Consider the following 20,889-nt stretch of genomic DNA (forward strand, 5'->3'; position numbering starts at 1 on the left):
GCAAAAAACTTAACTTCTAGAACAGAAAACCGAAATCAAAGCGTTAATAAACCAAAAAGAATGGCGCTAACAATTATGCTGCCTGTTCAGCCTTTTGCTCACCTTCTTGCTCAGCTTTTTTCTTAATGATTTGGCGTTTTAGCAAACGCGCACGTTGCGACAACTCTTTATCGTCTGCTTTAATCAAAAAACCATCAAGACCACCGCGGTGCTCAACAGAACGCAATGCATTTGCTGAAATACGCAAGCGATAACTTTGCTGTAACACCTCTGAAATCAATGTCACATTGCAAAGATTTGGTAAAAAACGACGCCGAGTCTTATTATTCGCATGGCTAACATTATTACCATACAGAACCGTCTTCCCTGTCAATTCACATGCACGAGACATAAACTTCACCCTTAAACTCTAAGAAACTTTCAAATCCCCATACCCAAAGGACACAATGAACGCAAAACACGCGCAATGCAACCTTGAACGGGCATCATTGGGAAGTTTCTTTCTAATAGGGGGTCGACAACAAAAGGTCAAGTCTTTTATAAAACCTTTTTCATCTCTTGTTGGCTCATTTTTCATCTTTTTCCTCAATAAGGCGTGCAAATTCTGCCAAAAAGCGTACAAAATGTTTCTTTTAATATATACCATGTTAGAATAAAAGCCTATTGTCCCGAAAGGAAGCACAAATCATGAGCAAAAAAGCCCCCCCCATGACAAAGCTTCAGGGAAATTCTTGCCGTTTTTCTTCTTTTTTATTTGGAACTTTATGTATTTGTTTTTTTCTTCTCTTCAGTGCATTAGGTATATGGCAAGTACAACGGTTAAACTGGAAAACAAATCTTATCACCAGTGCTAATCAGCGCATTCATTTGCCCCCCATAAAAGCCCCTCCAAAAAATCAATGGTCAGATGTTACTTTTGAAAAATATGAATATCAACCTGTTATTATCACAGGAAAATTTTTAACAGATAAAAATATTTTAGTCACTGCTGCCGCTCAAAATACTACAGGCTATTGGGTTTTGACTCCCTTACAAACTGCTGATAATACACTGATCTTTATCAACCGTGGCTTTATCCCCATGGATGAACGTAATAATTTTCAAAACACAGAGAAATCGCATACAAATGCCTCATCTCAGCAAAATTCTACCACGGACACAGAACAAACAATGATTATAGGTTTATTACGCATGAGTGAAAAAAATGGATTTTTCCCGCGTAAAAATAATCCTGACAAAAATTTATGGTATACGCGCGATCTCCCCGCTATGGCACAAAAACTTGGTTTATCCACTGTTGCTCCTTATTTCATTGATGCCAGAAAAACATCTCCACAAGCAAATCTTCCCGTCGTTGGTCTTACGATTATTCATTTTCGAAATAATCATCTCGTTTATGCAATCACGTGGTTTATTTTAGCTGCTGGTGTGTTAGGAGGTTTTCTTTTTCTGCTACGGCAAAAAAACTAAAAAAATACCTCTTCCATCTCAAGTAACAAAAATTTTTAGAATCTTGAAAACTGATAAAGAGAATAAAATCTACCAACTTGCGCCTTTGTTAAATTAAAGATCATAGGCATACAATAGATCTTTATACCATCCACAAAAGATTTACGCGACACTTTTCAAAAAATCGTCATAAACGCTTTTGAAAAACATAAAGCCAAATTTAAAAATAATAGGAAAGATGAGAACTCATTTTTGCCTTTATAATTTTATATTCTTGCTTCATTAGATTATTTCCCATTTCAGAGATTACTCCAATTGATATACGCAATACTTTCGCCTTCATCTAGTATAAAAGCTAATATAGCAGAGAATATACGGAAGCATTTTTTGTTTCACAACTGCTATGAAGATGAGATGTTGAGTTATAAGCAACAAAAAAAACATTTAATGTCTCAATGAGACTTTTATACCTATCACCACACCTCAAATGAGAGTTTTTTACAGGATAATAGAAAAAGGTGAATCATCCTATATTCTAAAAAGACAGTTTATCCTTTCAGTGTATTTTGCTAAAGGCTTATGCTATAAACGTATAAGCGTGTTTTACTAGAATTTTAACTCTTTCATTTTTAAGGCTGCTGTTATGGGTGTTGTTGCCAAAAATTTTCCCATACCTGATCTTCATCGGGTTCGTCGTGTTCTCTTTTCTGTGTCTGATAAAACGGGTGTGGTTGCTTTTGCACAAGCCCTTCATGCTACTTACAATGTTGAATTAATTTCAACAGGAGGAACAGCCAAAACCCTCATAGCGGCTGGTTTACCCGTAAAAGATGTTGCTGAAGTTACCGGATTTCCTGAAATAATGGATGGGCGTGTAAAAACACTCCATCCTTTGATTCATGGTGCTTTGTTAGGGGTAAGAGAAGATCCTAACCATAGGGAAGCTATGGAAAAGAACAGCATTCATGGAATTGATCTTTTGGTGGTGAATCTTTACCCTTTTGAAGAGACGATCCTATTGGGAGCCGATGGGCAAACGATTCTTGAAAATATTGATATCGGTGGACCGGCGATGATTCGCGCCGCGGCAAAAAATTATGCTTATACCGGTGTTGTAACAGCGATAAAAGATTATGATTCGATTCTAGCTGAATTAAAGCAGCATAATGGATGTTTAAGTTTATCTATGCGTCATCAGCTAGCAATGCGCGCTTATGCACACACCGCTGCTTATGATACGGCAATAGCATCGTGGTTTGCAAGGGATTTAGAAATTGAAACTCCATCGTGGCAGAGTTTTTCCGGTCATCTTGAAAGTGTTATGCGCTATGGAGAAAATCCACATCAACAGGCAGCATTTTATCGCAATAATGAAAAACGTTTTGGTATTGCAACAGCAAAACTTTTACAAGGCAAAGCGCTTTCTTATAACAATCTGAATGATACAGATGCAGCCTTTGAACTTGTGGCAGAATTTGATCCGCAAAAAACCGCTGCTGTCGCTCTTATTAAACATGCCAATCCTTGTGGTGTTGCGGAAGGAGAAAATTTGAAAGAAGCTTATTTGAAAGCTCTTATGTGTGATAATGTATCGGCATTTGGTGGAATAGTTGCTTTAAATCAAACCCTTGATGAGGAATGTGCTGAAGAGATTGTTAAAATTTTTACAGAAGTGATTATTGCTCCTGATACCACAATGGCGGCACGTGAAATTATTGCCAAGAAAAAAAATCTTCGTTTGCTCATTACAGGTGGAGTTCCTGATCCACGCTGTGGAGGACTTCTTGCGAAAACACTTGCGGGAGGCATTTTAGTGCAATCACGTGATAACGTGGTAGTCGATGATCTTAAATTGCAAGTAGTGACAAAGCGGGCACCAACTCAAGATGAAATGCGTGATCTTCAATTTGCTTTTCGTGTAGCAAAGCACGTTAAATCAAATGCTATTGTGTACGCGAAAAATAGCGCAACAGTTGGAATTGGAGCCGGACAAATGAGCCGCATCGATTCAGCAAAAATTGCTGCAAGTAAAGCAGCAGAAAGTGCGCAAAGAGCAGGCTTAACAGAAACCCTTACAAAAGGATCTGTTGTTGCATCAGATGCATTTTTTCCTTTTGCAGATGGTTTATTAGCAGCAGCTGAAGCAGGGGCAACAGCAATTATTCAACCAGGAGGCTCCATGCGTGATGAAGAAGTTATCGCCGCTGCTGATGCACAGGGTTTAGCAATGGTTTTTACAGGAACACGTCACTTCCGCCATTAATAATTTTGCTGATTCCCTCTTCGTATGAGACAAATGTTTCAAGGAATTTTTCATAATCATCGTATAACTATTGATAACTATTGAAATGGAAGCAGTTATTCAATCCAAAGAATCTACACGTGAAGAAGTTTATCACCGCAGAAAATGCACATAATTTAGCCATTGGTTAGGGATAAGATGTTCTTGTTGATATTTTTAATGGTTACCCTTTCGCATGAGAAAAATGTTAAAGGGACATTATCTTGTATTAGATGCATACCTGCTATGATATTATAACACAACTCTTTTTAGTAATATACTCTATTCTTAAACTAAAGAGTGTAATGAAAAGTTTGAGTAGAGGATATGAATATTCTACGTTTTTATAGTAATTGGCGCCGTTATCGTCGAACCGTTAATGCGTTAAGTCGTCTTTCAACATATGAACTCAGCGATCTTGGAATTTGTCGAGGTGATATTGATTCAATTGCACGACGTTATTCGCGTAAATCTTTATGAAAGTTGTTTGAAATATTTGAGAGAATGCTTTGCTATGAAAAAGCATGCATTTTGTGGTTTGTTATTATAACTTCATTTTTAGTATAATAACAAAGAGCAGAAGAGTTGTTTTTCTCGACCATTGTAATGTATTGTTTCTCAAATTTTCAGTGCTTCTGTGCTATACAACATTTGATTTATAATGATAATTTAGCGTTATTCATATTGAATTAGAACTCCGAATACCGTAAAATTCTTCCATTTCAAATCTATGTATGTTGAATCAATCAAAACCATTCGCCTGCACGTTACAAGCGGGGAGAGCTGTATGGATAAAAGCTATTAAGAAAAGGCTAAAAATGCCTCTTATGAACTATCTCTAATGCCAAGAGCTTGTTACAAACATTGGGCACTGATAAATAGTGTGATAGTGCCGAACTGCTCCTTCATAAGCGTAAAGATGGGGGGTGCTTAATGGATTTACCGTTATACCCATCACGGGCATCGTCGCAAAATAAGCTTGGAAGCGTTAAGGGATTTTTCTTTAAAATAAGTCCGTGAATATACAATACAATAGTGCTCTGTTTTTCGTGAGGAGTGTAGCCCTATTAATGCAACTCTCTCAGAGATAAATATTGATCCCAACAGCACACTTAAAAACTTATCGAAGATAAGCAACAGCTTAATTTTCTCTCCATATCTTTAAAGGATTAAAATCTTTAACTAGTACTCATCTGTCAACAATGGTCTTTCAAAAAACTTTTTTTCTGGAGCCAATCCCTTTTAGCATCACCTCATGAGATTCTATGAGCAAACCTTGCCTAAAAACATCCACCCCATACTCTAACAAAACTCTTCATGTATAAAATTGATATGATCTTCAAATTTTGAGAATATTACTACAATAAACGATAATGTTTTGCGACACGCAAGATAAAACGCAATATACTATGGGTTGGAATAATGTTCTAATTTTTTATCAAACGCTTTACGGATAAAACGCCAACGAACTTTTTCCTGAAATGCAGGACGAAAATATAAAACAATCTGTTGTGTCCGTTGTGGACCTGTTAATTCTGCAAAATCAATCGAATCTTCAAGACAAATATCTGCGTCAGGCGATATAAAATACCATACTTGTTCGCTCTTCACGTTCTCGTTCTTTACGGCTAAACACACACGTTTGCCATCATAGTTAACTTCAACTTGTGGATGAAGATGAAACCGAACAGCAACATAATTTTGTTCATTTTGCACACTCTTGTGTCTCTTTCTCCCTTTATTTGGCATAAAAAAGCGATCAAAACCTTCGATCGTATCTCCATTTGTCGCCAAAATAAGACCACGCTCATGAATAAGATTAAAGGGTCGCACATAACCATTATGACTCGCAATAAAACCTGTCTTCTCTGAATCCTCTATACGGCACACTTGAACATCTGTTGGTCCATCAAACAAAAATGGCGCGCCATTTTTCTTTTTATGATAAAAAGCACCCACTGAACAATCATTAAGCGTAGCTGTTGAATGTGCTGCAGTAACACGCCCTAAATGTCGATACTCTTCCCGCCCATCAGGGTTAACACCGGTATTGATAATAAAACGGTGCCCTTGTGAAGACATTTCAAAAGACAAACACCCCGAACAAGCCTGCTGTGCTACAGAGCGGGGTGGAAACTTTCCTGTATCTGCAAGCACTGTTGTTTGATTGGCTTTTAAGCGCTGAAATCCTGAATAACGGGCATAACTAAAAGGATGTCCTCCTGTTTCATCAAGCTCCAAAAGTGATGATAATCGTTCCGACACAAGGGGACCAACCCCATTAAAATGGGCCAACGTTTGATCCTCATGGATAAAGAATCGTAAAGCTGGCAACATACGCTCAACAGAATCAATCAAAATACGGGGTGCTGTTTCATTGCTACGCATAAAAAGATGCCGTAACGACAATAAATCCGATAACAAATTCAGCAAAATAACAGGACTACGGGAAATATGCCCACCATCAACTAGGATTTGACGAGAAAGCTCCTCTATAAGTGTGGTTTGTACCTTTTTTTTCACTGCCGCAGAAACAGGCAAAGCAAGAGATGCAAACGTCAAAGCTACAGCTGCTTGTAATCGTTGATCATTGTGCTCCATACTACAAATTGTTACGCGCAAATAACGAAATTGCAAACCAAGTGCACGCAAAAAGCGTTTTTCAAACCGCTCACTTGCCCCTTCTAACAACATTTTCGAATGACAAATCCATGAAATCAAGCGCCGCGCCACAACAGGACCACTCCAAGCAAGTCCTTTTACCTTCTTGCCAGCATGGTCAAACCAATCTTCTAAAAGAGAGCGCGCATGTGCAGAAGCTAAATCACTTCCTGCTGCCTCCATATGGCGCAACCAATGAAAATCATGTAGAGCCGCTTCCCATTCTAGCGTTGGTGGAACCAATGAAAACGGCGAAACAGCACCAGAATGAACAATATGACCAGCAAAAGCAAAACGACCATGATAAAATTCATGCGCCATCATCGGATCAGCTACATGCAAATCCATGGGATGCGCTAAAATTTTATGAGGACGAAACCCTGAAAATCGCCAACGAAACAATGGTCCAACCCATAAACGCCGCATAACATTCTGTATCGTATCGATACAGGTTGCCACTTTTACCTGAGGAGCTTTTACCGCAACCGCCAAAATTTCATCTCCATTTATGCTGAATCAAATACAATTTCGACCATTTTTGTAAATGAAGCGTTAATTAAGCAATTTTTCGTAAGCGCGCAGCGAAAAAACCATCCATTCCTAAAAATACGGTTTTCTCAGCATCAAAATTTTTATGACAAAAATCCGCAGGCGTTGTCCGTAACATCCCCCCACAAAGCAAATGTTCCAGTGCTCCCATTTCCTCTGGATAAATAGGGTCTAAAACAATGTCATTGCGTATCGATAAAATTTTCTCAATAAGATCTTCACCTTCTTCTCTTGCCAACGAACAATTGGAAAAAACAATCCGCCCCCCCTCCTTTACCAAAGAAATTGCTGCGACAAGCAAATCATATTGCAACGCCGCTAACTTGACGATATCTTCCCTCGATTTCGTCCATAAAATATCTGGATGACGACGGATTGTTCCTGTAGAAGAACAAGGAGCATCAAGAAGAACCGCATCAAAAAGCTGTGTGGGATAGAAATTTTTCACATCGCCCTGCCAAATATGAACTGAAAAATGAAGCCGTTCCATATTTTCTTTTAAACGCTTTATGCGGTTAGCAGAAAGCTCAATTGCAGTCACCTCAGCCCCTTGCAAAGCCAATTGTGCTGTTTTTCCTCCAGGGCTCGCACAAAGATCAGCAACGCGTTTACCCTCAATACTCCCAAGTAAACAAGCAGGCAAAGCTGCTGCAAAATCTTGAACCCACCAAGACCCTTCACGATAGCCTGGTAAATCAGAAACAGAACACTCCAGACGCTTCAATCGAACAGAACCATTGGGCAATACCACACCGCCAAGCCTTTCAGCCCATCCACCACTATCAGATTTCACTGTCAAATCGAAAGGAGGTTCCACACTTTGAATTGCGATAATCTTATGTGCCTTTTCTGTTCCATAAGCTGATATTAAAAGCTGTCCAAACCACGCTGGCACACCTTCAATGGTAGGAACTTGTTGACGTAAAGGCTCTGCCTCACGTGCAACATTGCGCAAAAGAGCATTCACCACCCCTGAAAAACGGCGCATTCGAGGATCAAGTTTCGCCACACGCACAGCTAAATCAATAGCCGCATGATCGGGAATATCAAGATAAAGAATTTGTGCAACACTGATATGCAAAAGATGCTGAAGTGAAAGTGCTTGTGAAGGCAAAGGACGCGCCAAAAAGCGTGAGAGAGCCGCCATAATCTGCCCTCGATGACGCAATGAAGCTGTTAAAATAGCCCGACATAATAAACGATCTCGTTGTGAAAGCTTCAAATATTGTGGATGTCCGTGTTCATTATCCGTCAAACCAGACAGAGACGTGTACTTATCAACTACCGCCCCCAAAAGACGCACACACACCTGTCGAACAGCTAATCCTGGAACATTTTTTTCAGACACATGCCCCGCTTTTTTGTGTTTCAAACCACCACCTTTATATCACAGTTTTCTCAAGAGCTCCCTCAATAACTCTATGAACGAGATCTTTTTGAATTTTCATAACGAAGCCAAGAAGGACGTTTTGTAACGCGCTGAAAAGAACTATTTTCTTTCTCACCTAATACATGAGCCTGACCACTATGAAAATCTCCATAGTTCATCCCGCTGCTTTTTTCATGTATAGCGTCTTCTTTATTCCATCCCACACTTTTGGCAAGAGCCCCTTTCATCTCTTCTGCTTGCCGATAAAGAGCAGCGATACGATTTGCAGTTGCTGGATGTGTCGAAAAAAGACTATCCGCTCCCTCACCGCTCAAAGGATTAATAATAAACAGATGCGCGGTTGCTGGATTATGCTCTGCTTCTTCATTATATACCCCACGTCCCCCATCAGCAATCTTACGCAATGCCGAAGCCAACCATAAAGGATTACCACATATTTCAGCCCCTCTACGATCCGCAGCATATTCCCGTGTACGGCTAATCGCCATTTGCACCAGCATCGCTGCAAAAGGCGCCACGAGCAATGCAATAAATCCTCCAATTGCCCCAGCGCCATGAGAATCTTCTGAAGAATTACGCTGTCCTCCCATAAAGAAAGCAAAATTACCAAGCATTGAAATTGCCCCTGCAATCGTTGCGGTTAGAGTCATTGTTAACGTATCACGATGCTCAATATGTGCGAGCTCATGCGCCATAACGCCGGCAATTTCCTCAGCGCTTAACCGCTCTAACAACCCAGTACTTGCAGCAACAGCTGCATTTTGCGGATTACGTCCCGTTGCAAAAGCATTTGGCTGTGCATTCTCAATAACATAAATTTTTGGTTGAGGAAGAGAAGCTTTTTTAGCTAAATCGCTTACAATCTTATAATAAACTGGTGCTGAATGCTGATCAACTTCACGCGCCCCGTACATGCGTAAAACGATTTTATCTGAATTCCAATAAGAAAAAAAGTTTAAACCACTTGCCATTAAAAGAGCAATGACCATGCCACCACCCCCTCCAACAAGATAACCAACTCCCATAAAGAGAGCAGTTAAAAAAGCCAAAAGCATAGCTGTACGCATTATATTCATTACTCAAAAAACTCCATGATAAAAGTCAATCAATACTATATGATGGTGTTTTCTTTCTGCTTCTTCAATGGAATAGGTGTAAAATGAATAAAAAAGATGAGAAAACAAGCAAAAAAAATGCAACTGTCATTAAACAGCAATCTCTTTCTCCCGCAGCACAACGCGCCCTTAAAGAAGCTGAAGAAAGACGAAAACGCGCAACAAAAAAAGAACAACCTTTAGAAAACGGCGGACGCGGCGGCAAAGACCCTTCCCGCTATGGAGACTGGGAAATTAAAGGCCGCGCCATTGATTTTTAAAACCATTGATTTAAAAAAACCAGCGCGATTTAAACAAGCAGCTTTTTAAAGAAAATCCGTTTTTGATAGACAAAAACGGATAATATTTATTTTTCTAAAGCTTTTAAAAACACGTTGATTAAACAACCATGCTTCTTATGCTGTAGCAGATTCTGCTTCAGCCGCTGCCGCTGCTTCTTCTGCCGCTTGCTTTGCTGCTGCTATACGTTCTTGTGCTTTTTTACCCGGTTCACCTTTATGTGGATTATTACGAGTTGGACGCTTTTTCAAGCCAGCTGCATCTAAAAAACGTAAAACGCGATCTGTTGGTTGAGCCCCTTGCCCAAGCCAATATTGGATACGCTCTTCATTAAGTTTCACCCTCGGTCCATCTTTAGGCAACATTGGATCCCATGCACCAACACGTTCAAGAAACCGCCCATCGCGCGGACTACGAACATCTGCAACGACGATATGATAGTAAGGACGTTTTTTTGAACCTCCACGGGACAAACGAATTTTCAATGCCATATTTTATCTCCTATTGTCATCTCTGGCTTTCGTTTAAATTGACTTTTTTTGTTTTTTGCTCTTCAGCAATAACTTCATGATGACTCACAACTTCTTTAATAATAAATTTTAAAAATCTTTCAGCAAAATCAGGATCAAGATGACTATCAATAGCCAATTGCCGCAAACGCGCTACCTGATATTGCTCACGCAGAGGATCTACTTTAGGCAAATCATAACGGGCTTTTAAGCGCCCAACAGCTTTCGTACAACGAAATCGCTCTGCTAAGATATGAATCAAGGTTGCATCAAAATTATCAATGGATGCTCGTAAATGTGCCAATTCGTTTAATAGTGTTTCCTGCATTATATTCCTTTCCCTCTTTACATCTTATTTTTTCTTAGGATGCTGAGGAAAATTTCCCCCATCGACAATGCCATTGGAAAGACCAGGAAATGTAGGTCCACGCTTAGGAAGTCCGGGCAAGAGCTTCCCTCCATTACCATTTTCAATTTGCTTTTGAAGCATTGAGAATTGCTTTGGATCCAATCCCGACAAATCCGGCATAGCTGGAGAATCCCCTCCCAAGTTTCCCATACCACCCAAACCCATTTTGGAACCAAGGCCTCCCAACATTTTTCCCATAAAACCACTTTTTCCTTTACCACCCATGGCTTTCATCATATCAGCCATTTGGCGATACATCTTCAAAAGTTTATTAATATCAGCCGCTGTCGTACCAGACCCCTTAGCAATTCGTTGTTTGCGGCTATGTTTTAAAAGCTCTGGATTCGCCCGCTCTTTGGGTGTCATAGATGAAATAATGGCCAATTGACGATCAAACAAACGATCATCAAACCCCGCAGCCGCAATCTGCTCTTTGACCTTCCCCATTCCTGGCAACATGCCCATAATACCGCCCATTCCACCCAGTTTTTTCATTTTCTGCAACTGTTCTGCAAGATCATTCAGATCAAATTTTCCAGCTTGCATTTTTTTTGCAAAAGCAGCAGCTTTCTCGTGATCCATTGTTTCAGCAGCTTTTTCAACCAAAGAAACAATATCCCCCATTCCGAGAATACGATCAGCAATACGACTGGGATGGAATTCTTCTAAAGCATCTATTTTTTCACCAGTTCCAATTGCTTTAATTGGTTTACCTGTAACAGCACGCATGGAAAGAGCAGCACCACCACGCCCATCACTATCCATCCGTGTTAAAATAATCCCCGTAATCCCTACACGCTCATCAAAAGAACGAGCAAGATGAACGGCATCTTGCCCCGTCAAACTATCAGCCACCAACATAATCTCATGAGGAAGGGAACATGCTTTAATTTCAGCCAATTCGAGCATCAAAGCTTCATCAATATGATTACGTCCTGCTGTGTCAAGAAGAAGCACGTCATAACCACCCAATTTAGCAGCCTGCACAGCACGTGATGCAATATCAACGGGCAGCTGACCCGCAATAATAGGCAAGCTTGCAAGTTTTGCCTGTTCTCCCAATTGGCGCAATTGCTCCTGTGCAGCGGGACGGCGTGTATCTAATGACGCCATGAGAACTTTTTTATTGTGCTTATCAGTAAAACGTTTTGCAAGCTTTGCTGTTGTGGTTGTTTTTCCCGAACCTTGCAAACCAGTCATCATGATAACAACAGGAGCTGGTGCATTTAAATCACTCAGAACGCTTTCATTTCCAAGAATATGAACCAATTCATCATGAACAATTTTAACCACCATTTGGCCTGGTTTAATTGATTTAACGATTTCGGCCCCAACAGCTTTTTCCCGAACTCTATCGGTAAAAGAGCGCACAACATCAAGAGCAACATCAGCTTCCAATAAAGCGCGACGAATTTCACGCAGCGCCTCTACAACATCCTGATCCGATAAAGCGCCACGTCCCGTCAAATGAGACAGGATAGAACCAAGTCGCTCTTGCAAGGATTCAAACATCATTTACCTCATTGTTGCATAACAAACAAACCAAAATAGCATCCGAGAACGCATCGCGCCGTCGGATGTTGACCTCTGAGATCTCTTTATACCCTTAAACTGGGGTCTCAGTCGGTGGCTCCAAGTTAATTTTGTCACTGAAAGCTTGCTCCTTCAAACAATAAAACCCCAGCTTTGTCAAGTTTTATCATAAAATATCTTTTTATACGAAGAAATAAAAACAACAAATACTATACTTCAAAGCTTTCAACTTCAACACGCATAAAACAACCTGTTTCCTGTTCCATGCTCCATAATTTTCCGCTAGAGATATCAAACCAAACACCATGCAATGTCAAAAAACCTTGATCTTTGCGAAGCTTTATCCACGGAAACGTCTCTAAATTTCTCAACGAATGGCGAATAGAAAGCTGCTCTAATGCCGTCTGTTTTTCTGGCCAAGACAGCGACTTATTATTCAAAACGATTTCTGCTGCTGGTGCTAAAAGACTGATCCATTGACCGATAAAATCATTTGATAATAAAGATTTATATGTCTCATTAAGAGCAGTACGAATGCCTCCACAATGGGCATGACCAAAAACGACAATATGTCTCACCTCAAGCAATTGCACAGCATATTCAAGAGCTGCTGATGTTGCGTGATATTGGTCATCAGGAGAAAAAGGAGGAACCACATTCGCCACGTTGCGCAGAGTGAAAATTTCCCCTGGCTTAGCATCAAAGATCATTTCTGGTACTGCACGCGAATCACAACAAGCAATGACCAAAACTTCAGGTTTCTGCCCCTCAATCGCCAATTGCTGATAATCTGCTATTTTATATAAAAAATGATTGTTTATAAAGTTTTGGTAACCACTTAAAAGTCTTTCTGGTAAATGCGCCATTCTCTCTTTACTTTTGCTTCTTTTTTTACTTTCATTTTGTATATTTTAAAAAACAAACTATTAACATACAAAAATACTAAAAGCGCCCTTTCCTTGAAGCAAAATATTTCTTTAAAGTACAAAATATTACTAAAAAATAGCAAAAACAAACTCATTCTTTCCAAATAAAGAGCTATTTTCTTTAGAAAGAAGGTGTTACAGTATATAAAAAATATAATGGTCTGCTTTTAAAAAGAGAAGAAAAGACCCCTTAAGAGCAAAAAGGGAGAGTGAATGTGTTGCAACAAAAAAAAACAGAAACAAAAAACACCCAAGATAAAATAGAACAAATCCTTTTTGCCCAAACCGATAAAGAAGATATTGCTTATTACGAAAATGAAGAACTTCAAAAAGCCACAGCCATCGCGGTAAAAGCTTTTAATCTCCATCAGACGGGAAAAAATACCATCTGCTTTGAGCAAAATTTAACCCGTAGTAACAGACCTATAACCGTTATCACGCTTGTCAATGATAACAAACCCTTCCTTCTCGATTCTATTTTAAATGTTTTTAATCAACACAAAAACCATATCTATTTGATTGCACACCCCATTATTGATTGTGTTTCTGGAAAACGCATCAGTCTGATGCAAATTCACATCGAGTCATTAAACAAACAGCAAATACAAAAACTTGAAAATGAACTCACCTTAGTTCTTGAACAGGTTAATGCTGCTGTACAAGACTGGAAACCTATGCTTGAAGAAGTTGAAAAGCAGATTCATGCCTACCAAATAAGTCTTCCCCCACACTACAAACAAGAAGGCGAAAAAGCCATTGAGTTTCTTCACTGGCTAATGGACGATAATTTTATTTTCCTTGGTATGCGCACTTACAACTTCATCAAAGACCAAAAACCCCTAAAATCCTTTACAGCGAGTAATATTGAACTTGGTATACTCACGGATGCTTCTATTCATATTGTTGACGATAAAAGTATGAAAGAACCTCCTCAAGAAGTTTTATCCTTCATGGAAAGCGATAATCTGTTTATCGTGACAAAAGCGAACAGCCGCTCCAAAATTCACCGTTCTGTTTGGCTCGATTATATTGGTCTTAAAATCTTTGATAAAGAAAACCAACTCTGTGGAGAATTACGCATTGTAGGGCTTTTTACCTCCTCAGCTTATACACGTTCTATTTTGCAAATTCCTTTCTTAAAAGAAAAAGCCCGAACTATTATTCAACGTCTTGGACACAATCACGCCGATTATTCAGGAAAAGTACTCATCAGTGCTTTAGAAACCTATCCAAGAGATGAAATGTTTCGCTCTGATGTTGATACATTGACAGAAAACATTAAGCTTATTCTACAATTAGATGAGCGCCCACGTTTACGGGTTCTTGCCCATACTGATTCTTTTGGGCGCTTTGTTTCTATCCTTGTCTACGTACCGCGTGACCAATATAGCAGCAGCCTGCGTGAAAAAGTTGGCGAACATTTTGTTGAGCTTTATAAAGGTGACTTTTTTGAATCTTATCCGCTATTTTTGGAAAGCACCCTTATACGTGTCTATTATATCATCCATCGCAAAGGAAACGAAACTGTTCCCCTTCACGAGCGCTCCACACTTGAACAACATGTACGTTCGATTGCACGAAGTTGGGAAGACAGGGTTCAAGCCATCGCTCTTAACAAGAAAATAACAGAGCAACAAACACGTCTAGCCAGTGAATTCCCCAACAGCTATCGTGATTTATTTTCAGCTGAAGACGCTATTAACGATGCCGGACATATTCTAAGTCTTCATGATGAAAAGCCCCTTTTCGTGATCTTTTATCACGCACAAAACAAAGAAAAACAGTGCATTTCTCTTCGGCTTTTTCACCGCCATGAAGCACTTGCCCTTTCCAAACGTGTACCACTCCTTGAAAATATGGGGTTTCGCGTTATTGCTGAACAAACCCTTGAATTACCAGATGGCAATGGGCGCTCTGTGTATCTTCATGATATGCAGCTAGAAAGTACTTTCCAACGCTGTATCGATTTTGAAAAAGACGGTCAAAAACACGCCGAAACCTTTGAAGCCATTTGGGCACAAAATGCTGATAATGACGGCTTTAATGCTCTCACCCAAACAGCTGAGCTTGATTGGCATGAAATTGTTATTTTGCGCCATTATGGGCGCTATCTCCAACAAGCTGGAATTCCTTATTCGCAAGATCGCGTTGCCCAAACTTTAAATGCTTATCCTAACATTACCCAAGATCTTTATGCTTTATTTCATTTAAAATTTCATCAAAGCCATACAGAAAAAGAACGAGAAAAAAACCAACAAGTCATTCAAAAGCGCATTGAAGAAAAATTACGGAAAGTCTCTGGTTTAGATGATGATCTCATTTTACGCCGTTATTGTAACCTTATCGAGGCGAGTTTACGAACGAATGCCTTTACGCCTCTTCCTGATGGAAGTCCACGGCGTATTTTAGCCACCAAATTAAATCCGCGCCAGATTGAAGGTTTGCCTGAACCGCGCCCTTACCGAGAAATTTTTGTTTATGGACCAGAAGTTGAAGGGGTCCATTTGCGTTTTGGACCTATCGCTCGTGGCGGAATTCGTTGGTCTGACCGTGCATTAGATTATCGCACCGAAGTGCTTAGCTTAGTCAAAGCCCAACAAGTTAAAAATGCGGTTATCGTTCCTGCAGGTGCAAAAGGTGGATTCTATCCCCATCGGCTTCCCCAAACAAATGACCGTGCTGTCATCATAGAAGCAGCACGACAAGCTTATACAGACTTTATCACAGCTTTGCTCTCCATTACAGACAATCTGATTAACGGCAAAATAAGTTCTCCCCACAATGTCATCTGTCATGATGACCCTGACCCCTATTTTGTTGTTGCGGCGGACAAAGGAACAGCAACTTTTTCTGATACAGCCAACGCCATCAGCCAAGCAAACCACTTTTGGCTTGATGATGCTTTTGCCTCTGGAGGTTCAGCAGGTTACGACCACAAAGACATTGGTATTACAGCTAAAGGTGCATGGGAAGCCGTCAAAAGACATTTTAGAGAATCATTTAATCACGATATTCAAACAACGCCCTTCACCTGTGTCGGTGTTGGCGATATGTCTGGTGATGTCTTTGGCAATGGAATGCTGCTTTCCAAACAAACAAAATTGATTGCCGCTTTTGATCACCGCGATATCTTTATTGATCCAGATCCGAACATAGACGAAAGCTATGTAGAGCGTACGCGTCTCTTCAGACTACCTCGCTCAAGCTGGCAGGATTACGATAAAACCAAATTATCAAAGGGCGGTGGTATCTTCTCACGAAAAGAAAAAACCATTACTCTCTCACCTGAAGCAGCACAAGCCATTGGTTTCGAAAAACAAACAGGAACACCCTTTGAAATTATCTCTGCTCTTCTCAAAGCCCCTGTTGATCTTTTATGGTTCGGTGGCATTGGTACTTATATCCGTGCTGCAACAGAAAATGATGCCCAAGTAGGTGATCGCGCAAATGATGCAATACGCATTACCGGAGAACAAGTGCGTGCAAAAATTATTGGTGAAGGAGCTAATCTTGGTGTTACACAACGTGGACGGATTGAATATGTCTTAAATGGTGGTCGATGCAACACGGATGCCATTGACAATTCTGCTGGTGTGAATTGTTCTGATATTGAGGTCAATCTCAAAATTGTTCTTGCATCAGCACTACGTGCCAAAACGTTAACCCGCGAAGATCGCAATAAGCTCTTGAAAAAAATGACGCCTCAAGTCGAGCAACTCGTCTTGCGCAACAATTATCTACAACCCCTTGCGCTTTCTTTGGCGGAAAACCAAAGCACTACTGATTTGCCCTATCAAATACGCTTTATGCACGATTTGGAACAAAAAAAGCTTCTAGATCGCAGAGTTGAAATACTCCCTGATGAGCAAATTTTACGACAAAGAACAACCCAAGGCAAAGGTCTTCTCCGTCCAGAACTCGCCGTTATTTTTGCCTATGCTAAATTGACCTTAAAAGAAGAAATTGCTAATAGCCCCATTGTTGATGATCACTATTTCAATACAGCCCTGCTGAACTATTTTCCAACCCAAATTCAAGAAAATTTTAAGAAGGAAGTTATTAACCATCAATTGCGTCGTAATATTATCGCAACGCTGATTGCCAACGATATTGTAAATCGTGGAGGCCCCACTTTTGTTAATAGACTACACGATGCAACAGAACAAAAGACTGAAAATATTATTCGCGTTTTTATTGCCATCCGCGATGGTTTCGAAATTCCTCAATTGTCTGAGCAAATTGATAAGCTTGATAATAAAATACCCGGTCTTGTCCAAAATAAATTCTACGCAACAATGACCCCAATGCTCTTTGAAACAACCAATTGGGGTTTGCACAACATAGATCTCTCACGTCCATTAGAAGAAATTGTAAAAACAATAAAGCAAGCCCGTAGCGTTATTGAAAAAGAGCTTATGCATTCTCACGACAACGATATTAAGCAAAAGATTGAAGAAAAAGCATTACACTACAGCGAAGAGGGAGCACCAAAAGCATTAGCGAAACAATTAGCCCTCTTGGAAGCTGCTTCAACAATCTGTGATATTTCTTTAATTGCAAAAAAAAGCAACAGTGATCTTATTAAAACTGCAGAGATCTACTTTTCACTTGCGCAAATCATTCGTATAAACCGCATTAACGAAGCAAGTCGTATAATCCCTGTAGTAGATTATTATGATAGTATGGCTTTAAGCCAAGCCAAAGAAAATGTTTCTGAAAGTTTTCGGCAAATCGTTATGAAAATCCTCAAAAATTATGGAAAGAAAAAAGATCCTTTTGACACTTGGAAAAAAACAGAAGAAGATCATATTCACAACATTACAAACCGCATTAGCGCCCTTATTGAAAATGATCTCAATATTTCTCGTTTTACTTTTGCAGCAGGATTGATTTCTCAACTTCAAAATATTGGCTTTCAAACCTAAAGCAAATACAAAACGACCCACTCAATCTCCCGTTCTATCCCACCACCACAACAAACCAACAAAAATAGAGAGCGGGAGTTTGCATTTTAAACATAACACCAAAAATAAAAATCTCGCTATTTATCACAATAGAATTGTTTGCAACAATGTCAAAAAAACAGCAGGATTGATTTTTCACCCTAAAAACATAAACTTTCAGACTTAAAAGCAGTACAAAACAGCTAAGCTTTTGCCCCGTTCTATCCATCCATGACGAAGCAGCAAGGAAAGAACGGAGGCGCTATCCCGCATTTTTAGACAGAGCACTAAAAATAAACTCAAATTTTACTGTCAAATATCCTTCATCATAAAAATATAATATATTGATTTACAATCATAATTTTATCATTTTTATGATAACTGATAATCCGATATTCTAAATTTGTCTCATTTAAAATCTATTTATATTCAATTAATTAACCCCATTTCCCCTTGTATATTGCAAATGGGAAAGCCGAATAGATAAAAACAGTAAAGAAAGGACTAAAAATGCCCCTCATAAACCGCCTCAAGTGCCAAAAGCTGCAGTAACATTGGGAGTTAGCAAATATAAGCAAATATAATATGATGATGTTTTCCCCTAGCTTGTTACTCCGTAACCGAAAAGATGATGGTGCTTAATGGCTTTATCCTTATACCATTCATAGGCGACATCGTGAAATAAGAAGCACTGAGAAATATTGTTTTAATAAATACGTAAATATGCAATACAAATATATTCTGTTTTACGTGGAAGACATATGGCTTCATTAAAAAATATCAGAAATAAAAGGATAAGCTTAATCCATTATTTAAAAGATATAACTATAACTGCTTTTGAAATGCGTAAAATCGAATAAAAAATGACAGTAAAGATGGATGTTGATTTTCCCCTTTACAACTTCATATCTTCCTCCAACTAGGCTATTTACTTGTTTTAAGAGGTTACACCCAAACAGATATATGCAATATGCTCATTCCATATATAAAGAAAAAGGTTCCTAACAAGTACCACACCACCTGTATAAAAAGGCAATTCAGCATACTTTAAAATGCCACTTTTTCTATAGAAACACTGTTGCTATATGTAGTTTGACATAAGATTTTGTACTAAGTGAAAAGAGGTTGGACGAGTTAGGAGTAAGTGGTAATTTTTTATTTTTATAGCTATTTTTTTACCATTAAATACGCATTTTGTTAAAATAAATGTTTAACACTCTAAAATTGCAAAAAAGTGTGAAAATCAGAAAAAGTCGAAATTTGATAGTAAAGATGAAAAAAGGCTTTGGTACAACACCTAAAGTGGAGCAAGACGACCAAGTTTTAAAAATCCCAGTTTTACCCACCCATTGTTAATAAGCAAAGAAAGAACGGGAGCGCCGTCCGCATTTTTAGGCAAAGCACTCAAAATAAAAAATAACGCTTGAAGATTATTGGCTTGCGCGGGAAATAAGCGCTGCAGAGTGTCAAGAAGCTTCATGGACTGAATAAGGACAAGTTCAAATTTTGCTGTCAAATATCCTTCATCATCAAAAGAAAAAGGTCCACTAATACGCACTACACCACCTGTATGAAAAGTCAATTCACCTTGCTTTAAAAGTCCACTTTTTCCATACAGTCGCTGTTTCCAATTTTTTTCTTCATCTTCAGACAAAAAAGAAATGTCATTTAAAATCCATTTCAAATTGCCATCAATTTTAGGAATATCAACAAAAGAAGATTTTAAAAAGGGAGAAGCATCAAAACCGTCAAAAGTTATATGTCCCGACAAATCATTCTTTTCATGTTTTAGATCAAAACGCAAAAATTCTGCCGTTATTTTTGGGGAAGCTTCTTTTGGCTCTAACGGCTGAATAATTACGTTATGCGTATTTTGCAAAGATGCCGGATCTTCAATATTTTCTTGTGTCGTTTTTTTATCTATCGTTTGTGCTCTTAATGCTTCTTGAAGCTTTTGATCTTCAGGGGAAAAGGAAAAAGATGAAATCTCAAGCCCTTCAGCTATAAACTTCAATGTTTTACCCGTTTTCCAATAAGGCTCTGTTTCAATCACCAAATTGCGCCAATGCGATACTATGGGAGTTTTTCCGGAAAAAACAATTAATGCAGGAGAATGAACATTAAACTCGACCAAATGAGGTGCGTAAATTGGTGCACCAGCTGTCAAACGCCCCGTCGATAAAGAAAACCCATGTAAAGGCCAAGAAAATTGAAACTTGTCACAAACAACACCGACACGTAAAGGATAACCATCCTTGTGCACATTCTCACATACCGCCGCCATATTATGGGAAGATACTTTTGTGAATATATCAGAAACATAGTCTTCTATTTTACGTGAAAAAAAAACCAGAGTGCGCTATAAATAAATATCAGAGCAAGACAAAAGAGCCCACAAATTAAATAACTCAAAGAAAAACTTTTTTGTGATGATGGTATTTGAAAGGATTTAGACAATATTCAAACTTTCTTTATCTCTTAACTTCCTCCCCACCCTAAAAAGGGTAAAGATTCCCAACCACGTTCAGTTTATACACAATCCAACTTCTTAATCGACCGGATTTTATCTACTGATCACTTCAAGAAGTCCCTATACATCGTTCTAAAGTACTGTATCTCATAAGCTTAACAAGATTTTCTTAAAAAAAAACCCATTACACCCTTTAACAAAAAACACCTCATGTGTAAAGTTTTACATAGATTTTCTACCTCTGCCTTAAACCATACTGTTTTACAGAACAACAAAAATGATAATGAATAGTGTTTCTTAACGATAAAGCCATTGAGCCCCCCATCTTTACGCTTATGGAGACCCCAAAGCCAGCACCATCATTATATTTGGCTA

Annotated in this window: 14 protein-coding genes; 5 read left to right on the forward strand and 9 right to left on the reverse strand. The window is 39.0% G+C overall.

Features of this window, described 5'->3' with window-relative positions; all coding sequences use genetic code 11:
• Positions 1 to 73: 73 nt before the first annotated feature.
• On the reverse strand, positions 74 to 391 hold the full coding sequence (gene rpmB / locus ACFIMG_RS01375; protein ID WP_375612235.1) for a 50S ribosomal protein L28: 318 nt from the start codon (positions 389 to 391) through the stop codon (positions 74 to 76).
• Positions 392 to 687: 296 nt separating this feature from the next.
• On the opposite strand from rpmB, the gene ACFIMG_RS01380 reads away from it, so the two are divergent.
• From ACFIMG_RS01380 to ACFIMG_RS01390, 3 genes are all read left to right on the forward strand, one after another.
• Positions 688 to 1,470 (forward strand): SURF1 family protein, encoded by a 783-nt coding sequence (locus ACFIMG_RS01380; RefSeq protein ID WP_375678672.1) that lies wholly within the window; start codon positions 688 to 690, stop codon positions 1,468 to 1,470.
• 622 nt (positions 1,471 to 2,092) lie between these two features.
• Positions 2,093 to 3,712 (forward strand): bifunctional phosphoribosylaminoimidazolecarboxamide formyltransferase/IMP cyclohydrolase, encoded by a 1,620-nt coding sequence (purH, locus tag ACFIMG_RS01385; protein ID WP_375678673.1) that lies wholly within the window; start codon positions 2,093 to 2,095, stop codon positions 3,710 to 3,712.
• A 345-nt stretch (positions 3,713 to 4,057) separates the two neighbouring features.
• Entirely contained in the window at positions 4,058 to 4,210 is a 153-nt protein-coding gene (locus tag ACFIMG_RS01390; RefSeq protein ID WP_273790070.1) for a DUF1127 domain-containing protein, read from the forward strand.
• A 927-nt stretch (positions 4,211 to 5,137) separates the two neighbouring features.
• Here the strand turns inward: ACFIMG_RS01390 and ACFIMG_RS01395 are convergent.
• From ACFIMG_RS01395 to htpX, 3 genes are all read right to left on the reverse strand, one after another.
• On the reverse strand, positions 5,138 to 6,883 hold the full coding sequence (locus ACFIMG_RS01395; protein ID WP_375678674.1) for a heparinase II/III family protein: 1,746 nt from the start codon (positions 6,881 to 6,883) through the stop codon (positions 5,138 to 5,140).
• Positions 6,884 to 6,947: 64 nt separating this feature from the next.
• Complete coding sequence (locus ACFIMG_RS01400) at positions 6,948 to 8,312, reverse strand: RsmB/NOP family class I SAM-dependent RNA methyltransferase (protein WP_375678675.1); 1,365 nt, start codon at positions 8,310 to 8,312, stop codon at positions 6,948 to 6,950.
• 47 nt (positions 8,313 to 8,359) lie between these two features.
• Positions 8,360 to 9,406, reverse strand: a complete 1,047-nt coding sequence (gene htpX, locus ACFIMG_RS01405) for a zinc metalloprotease HtpX (RefSeq protein WP_375678676.1) — start codon at positions 9,404 to 9,406, stop codon at positions 8,360 to 8,362.
• An 83-nt stretch (positions 9,407 to 9,489) separates the two neighbouring features.
• On the opposite strand from htpX, the gene ACFIMG_RS01410 reads away from it, so the two are divergent.
• Positions 9,490 to 9,705 carry a DUF1674 domain-containing protein gene (locus tag ACFIMG_RS01410; RefSeq protein ID WP_375606032.1) on the forward strand — a complete coding sequence of 72 codons (216 nt, stop codon included), beginning with the start codon at positions 9,490 to 9,492 and terminating at the stop codon, positions 9,703 to 9,705.
• A 135-nt stretch (positions 9,706 to 9,840) separates the two neighbouring features.
• Here ACFIMG_RS01410 and rpsP read toward each other — a convergent pair whose 3' ends face one another.
• The 4 genes from rpsP to ACFIMG_RS01430 form a co-directional block, all read right to left on the reverse strand.
• Positions 9,841 to 10,215, reverse strand: a complete 375-nt coding sequence (rpsP, locus tag ACFIMG_RS01415) for a 30S ribosomal protein S16 (protein ID WP_375612227.1) — start codon at positions 10,213 to 10,215, stop codon at positions 9,841 to 9,843.
• 16 nt (positions 10,216 to 10,231) lie between these two features.
• Positions 10,232 to 10,561: a chorismate mutase gene (locus ACFIMG_RS01420; protein ID WP_375678677.1), complete on the reverse strand. Its 330-nt coding sequence runs from the start codon at positions 10,559 to 10,561 to the stop codon at positions 10,232 to 10,234.
• A gap of 24 nt (positions 10,562 to 10,585) precedes the next feature.
• The gene (gene ffh / locus ACFIMG_RS01425) at positions 10,586 to 12,154 is read right to left on the reverse strand and encodes a signal recognition particle protein (protein WP_375638445.1); all 1,569 of its coding nucleotides are present in this window, start codon (positions 12,152 to 12,154) and stop codon (positions 10,586 to 10,588) included.
• A gap of 230 nt (positions 12,155 to 12,384) precedes the next feature.
• Positions 12,385 to 13,041, reverse strand: a complete 657-nt coding sequence (locus tag ACFIMG_RS01430; RefSeq protein ID WP_375612226.1) for a carbonic anhydrase — start codon at positions 13,039 to 13,041, stop codon at positions 12,385 to 12,387.
• Between the two features lie 275 nt (positions 13,042 to 13,316).
• Here ACFIMG_RS01430 and ACFIMG_RS01435 point away from each other — a divergent pair, with 275 nt between their 5' ends.
• Positions 13,317 to 18,026, forward strand: a complete 4,710-nt coding sequence (locus tag ACFIMG_RS01435; RefSeq protein WP_375678678.1) for an NAD-glutamate dehydrogenase — start codon at positions 13,317 to 13,319, stop codon at positions 18,024 to 18,026.
• Positions 18,027 to 19,341: 1,315 nt separating this feature from the next.
• Here the strand turns inward: ACFIMG_RS01435 and ACFIMG_RS01440 are convergent.
• On the reverse strand, positions 19,342 to 20,328 hold the full coding sequence (locus tag ACFIMG_RS01440) for a DUF2125 domain-containing protein (protein WP_375678679.1): 987 nt from the start codon (positions 20,326 to 20,328) through the stop codon (positions 19,342 to 19,344).
• Positions 20,329 to 20,889 lie beyond the last annotated feature (561 nt).

Source organism: Bartonella sp. AP11XZML (assembly GCF_042196445.1).
Classification (GTDB): Bacteria; Pseudomonadota; Alphaproteobacteria; order Rhizobiales; family Rhizobiaceae; genus Bartonella.

Bases quoted from the DNA above. Each gene is read 5' to 3' on its own strand.
- ACFIMG_RS01440 (WP_375678679.1), bottom strand. From the start codon at position 20,328: ATGGCGGCGGTATGTGAGAATGTGCACAAGGATGGTTATCCTTTACGT.
- rpsP (WP_375612227.1), bottom strand. From the start codon at position 10,215: ATGGCATTGAAAATTCGTTTGTCCCGTGGAGGTTCAAAAAAACGTCCT.
- ACFIMG_RS01380 (WP_375678672.1), top strand. From the start codon at position 688: ATGAGCAAAAAAGCCCCCCCCATGACAAAGCTTCAGGGAAATTCTTGC.
- ACFIMG_RS01430 (WP_375612226.1), bottom strand. From the start codon at position 13,041: ATGGCGCATTTACCAGAAAGACTTTTAAGTGGTTACCAAAACTTTATA.
- ACFIMG_RS01390 (WP_273790070.1), top strand. From the start codon at position 4,058: ATGAATATTCTACGTTTTTATAGTAATTGGCGCCGTTATCGTCGAACC.
- rpmB (WP_375612235.1), bottom strand. From the start codon at position 391: ATGTCTCGTGCATGTGAATTGACAGGGAAGACGGTTCTGTATGGTAAT.
- ACFIMG_RS01410 (WP_375606032.1), top strand. From the start codon at position 9,490: ATGAATAAAAAAGATGAGAAAACAAGCAAAAAAAATGCAACTGTCATT.
- htpX (WP_375678676.1), bottom strand. From the start codon at position 9,406: ATGAATATAATGCGTACAGCTATGCTTTTGGCTTTTTTAACTGCTCTC.
- ffh (WP_375638445.1), bottom strand. From the start codon at position 12,154: ATGTTTGAATCCTTGCAAGAGCGACTTGGTTCTATCCTGTCTCATTTG.
- purH (WP_375678673.1), top strand. From the start codon at position 2,093: ATGGGTGTTGTTGCCAAAAATTTTCCCATACCTGATCTTCATCGGGTT.
- ACFIMG_RS01420 (WP_375678677.1), bottom strand. From the start codon at position 10,561: ATGCAGGAAACACTATTAAACGAATTGGCACATTTACGAGCATCCATT.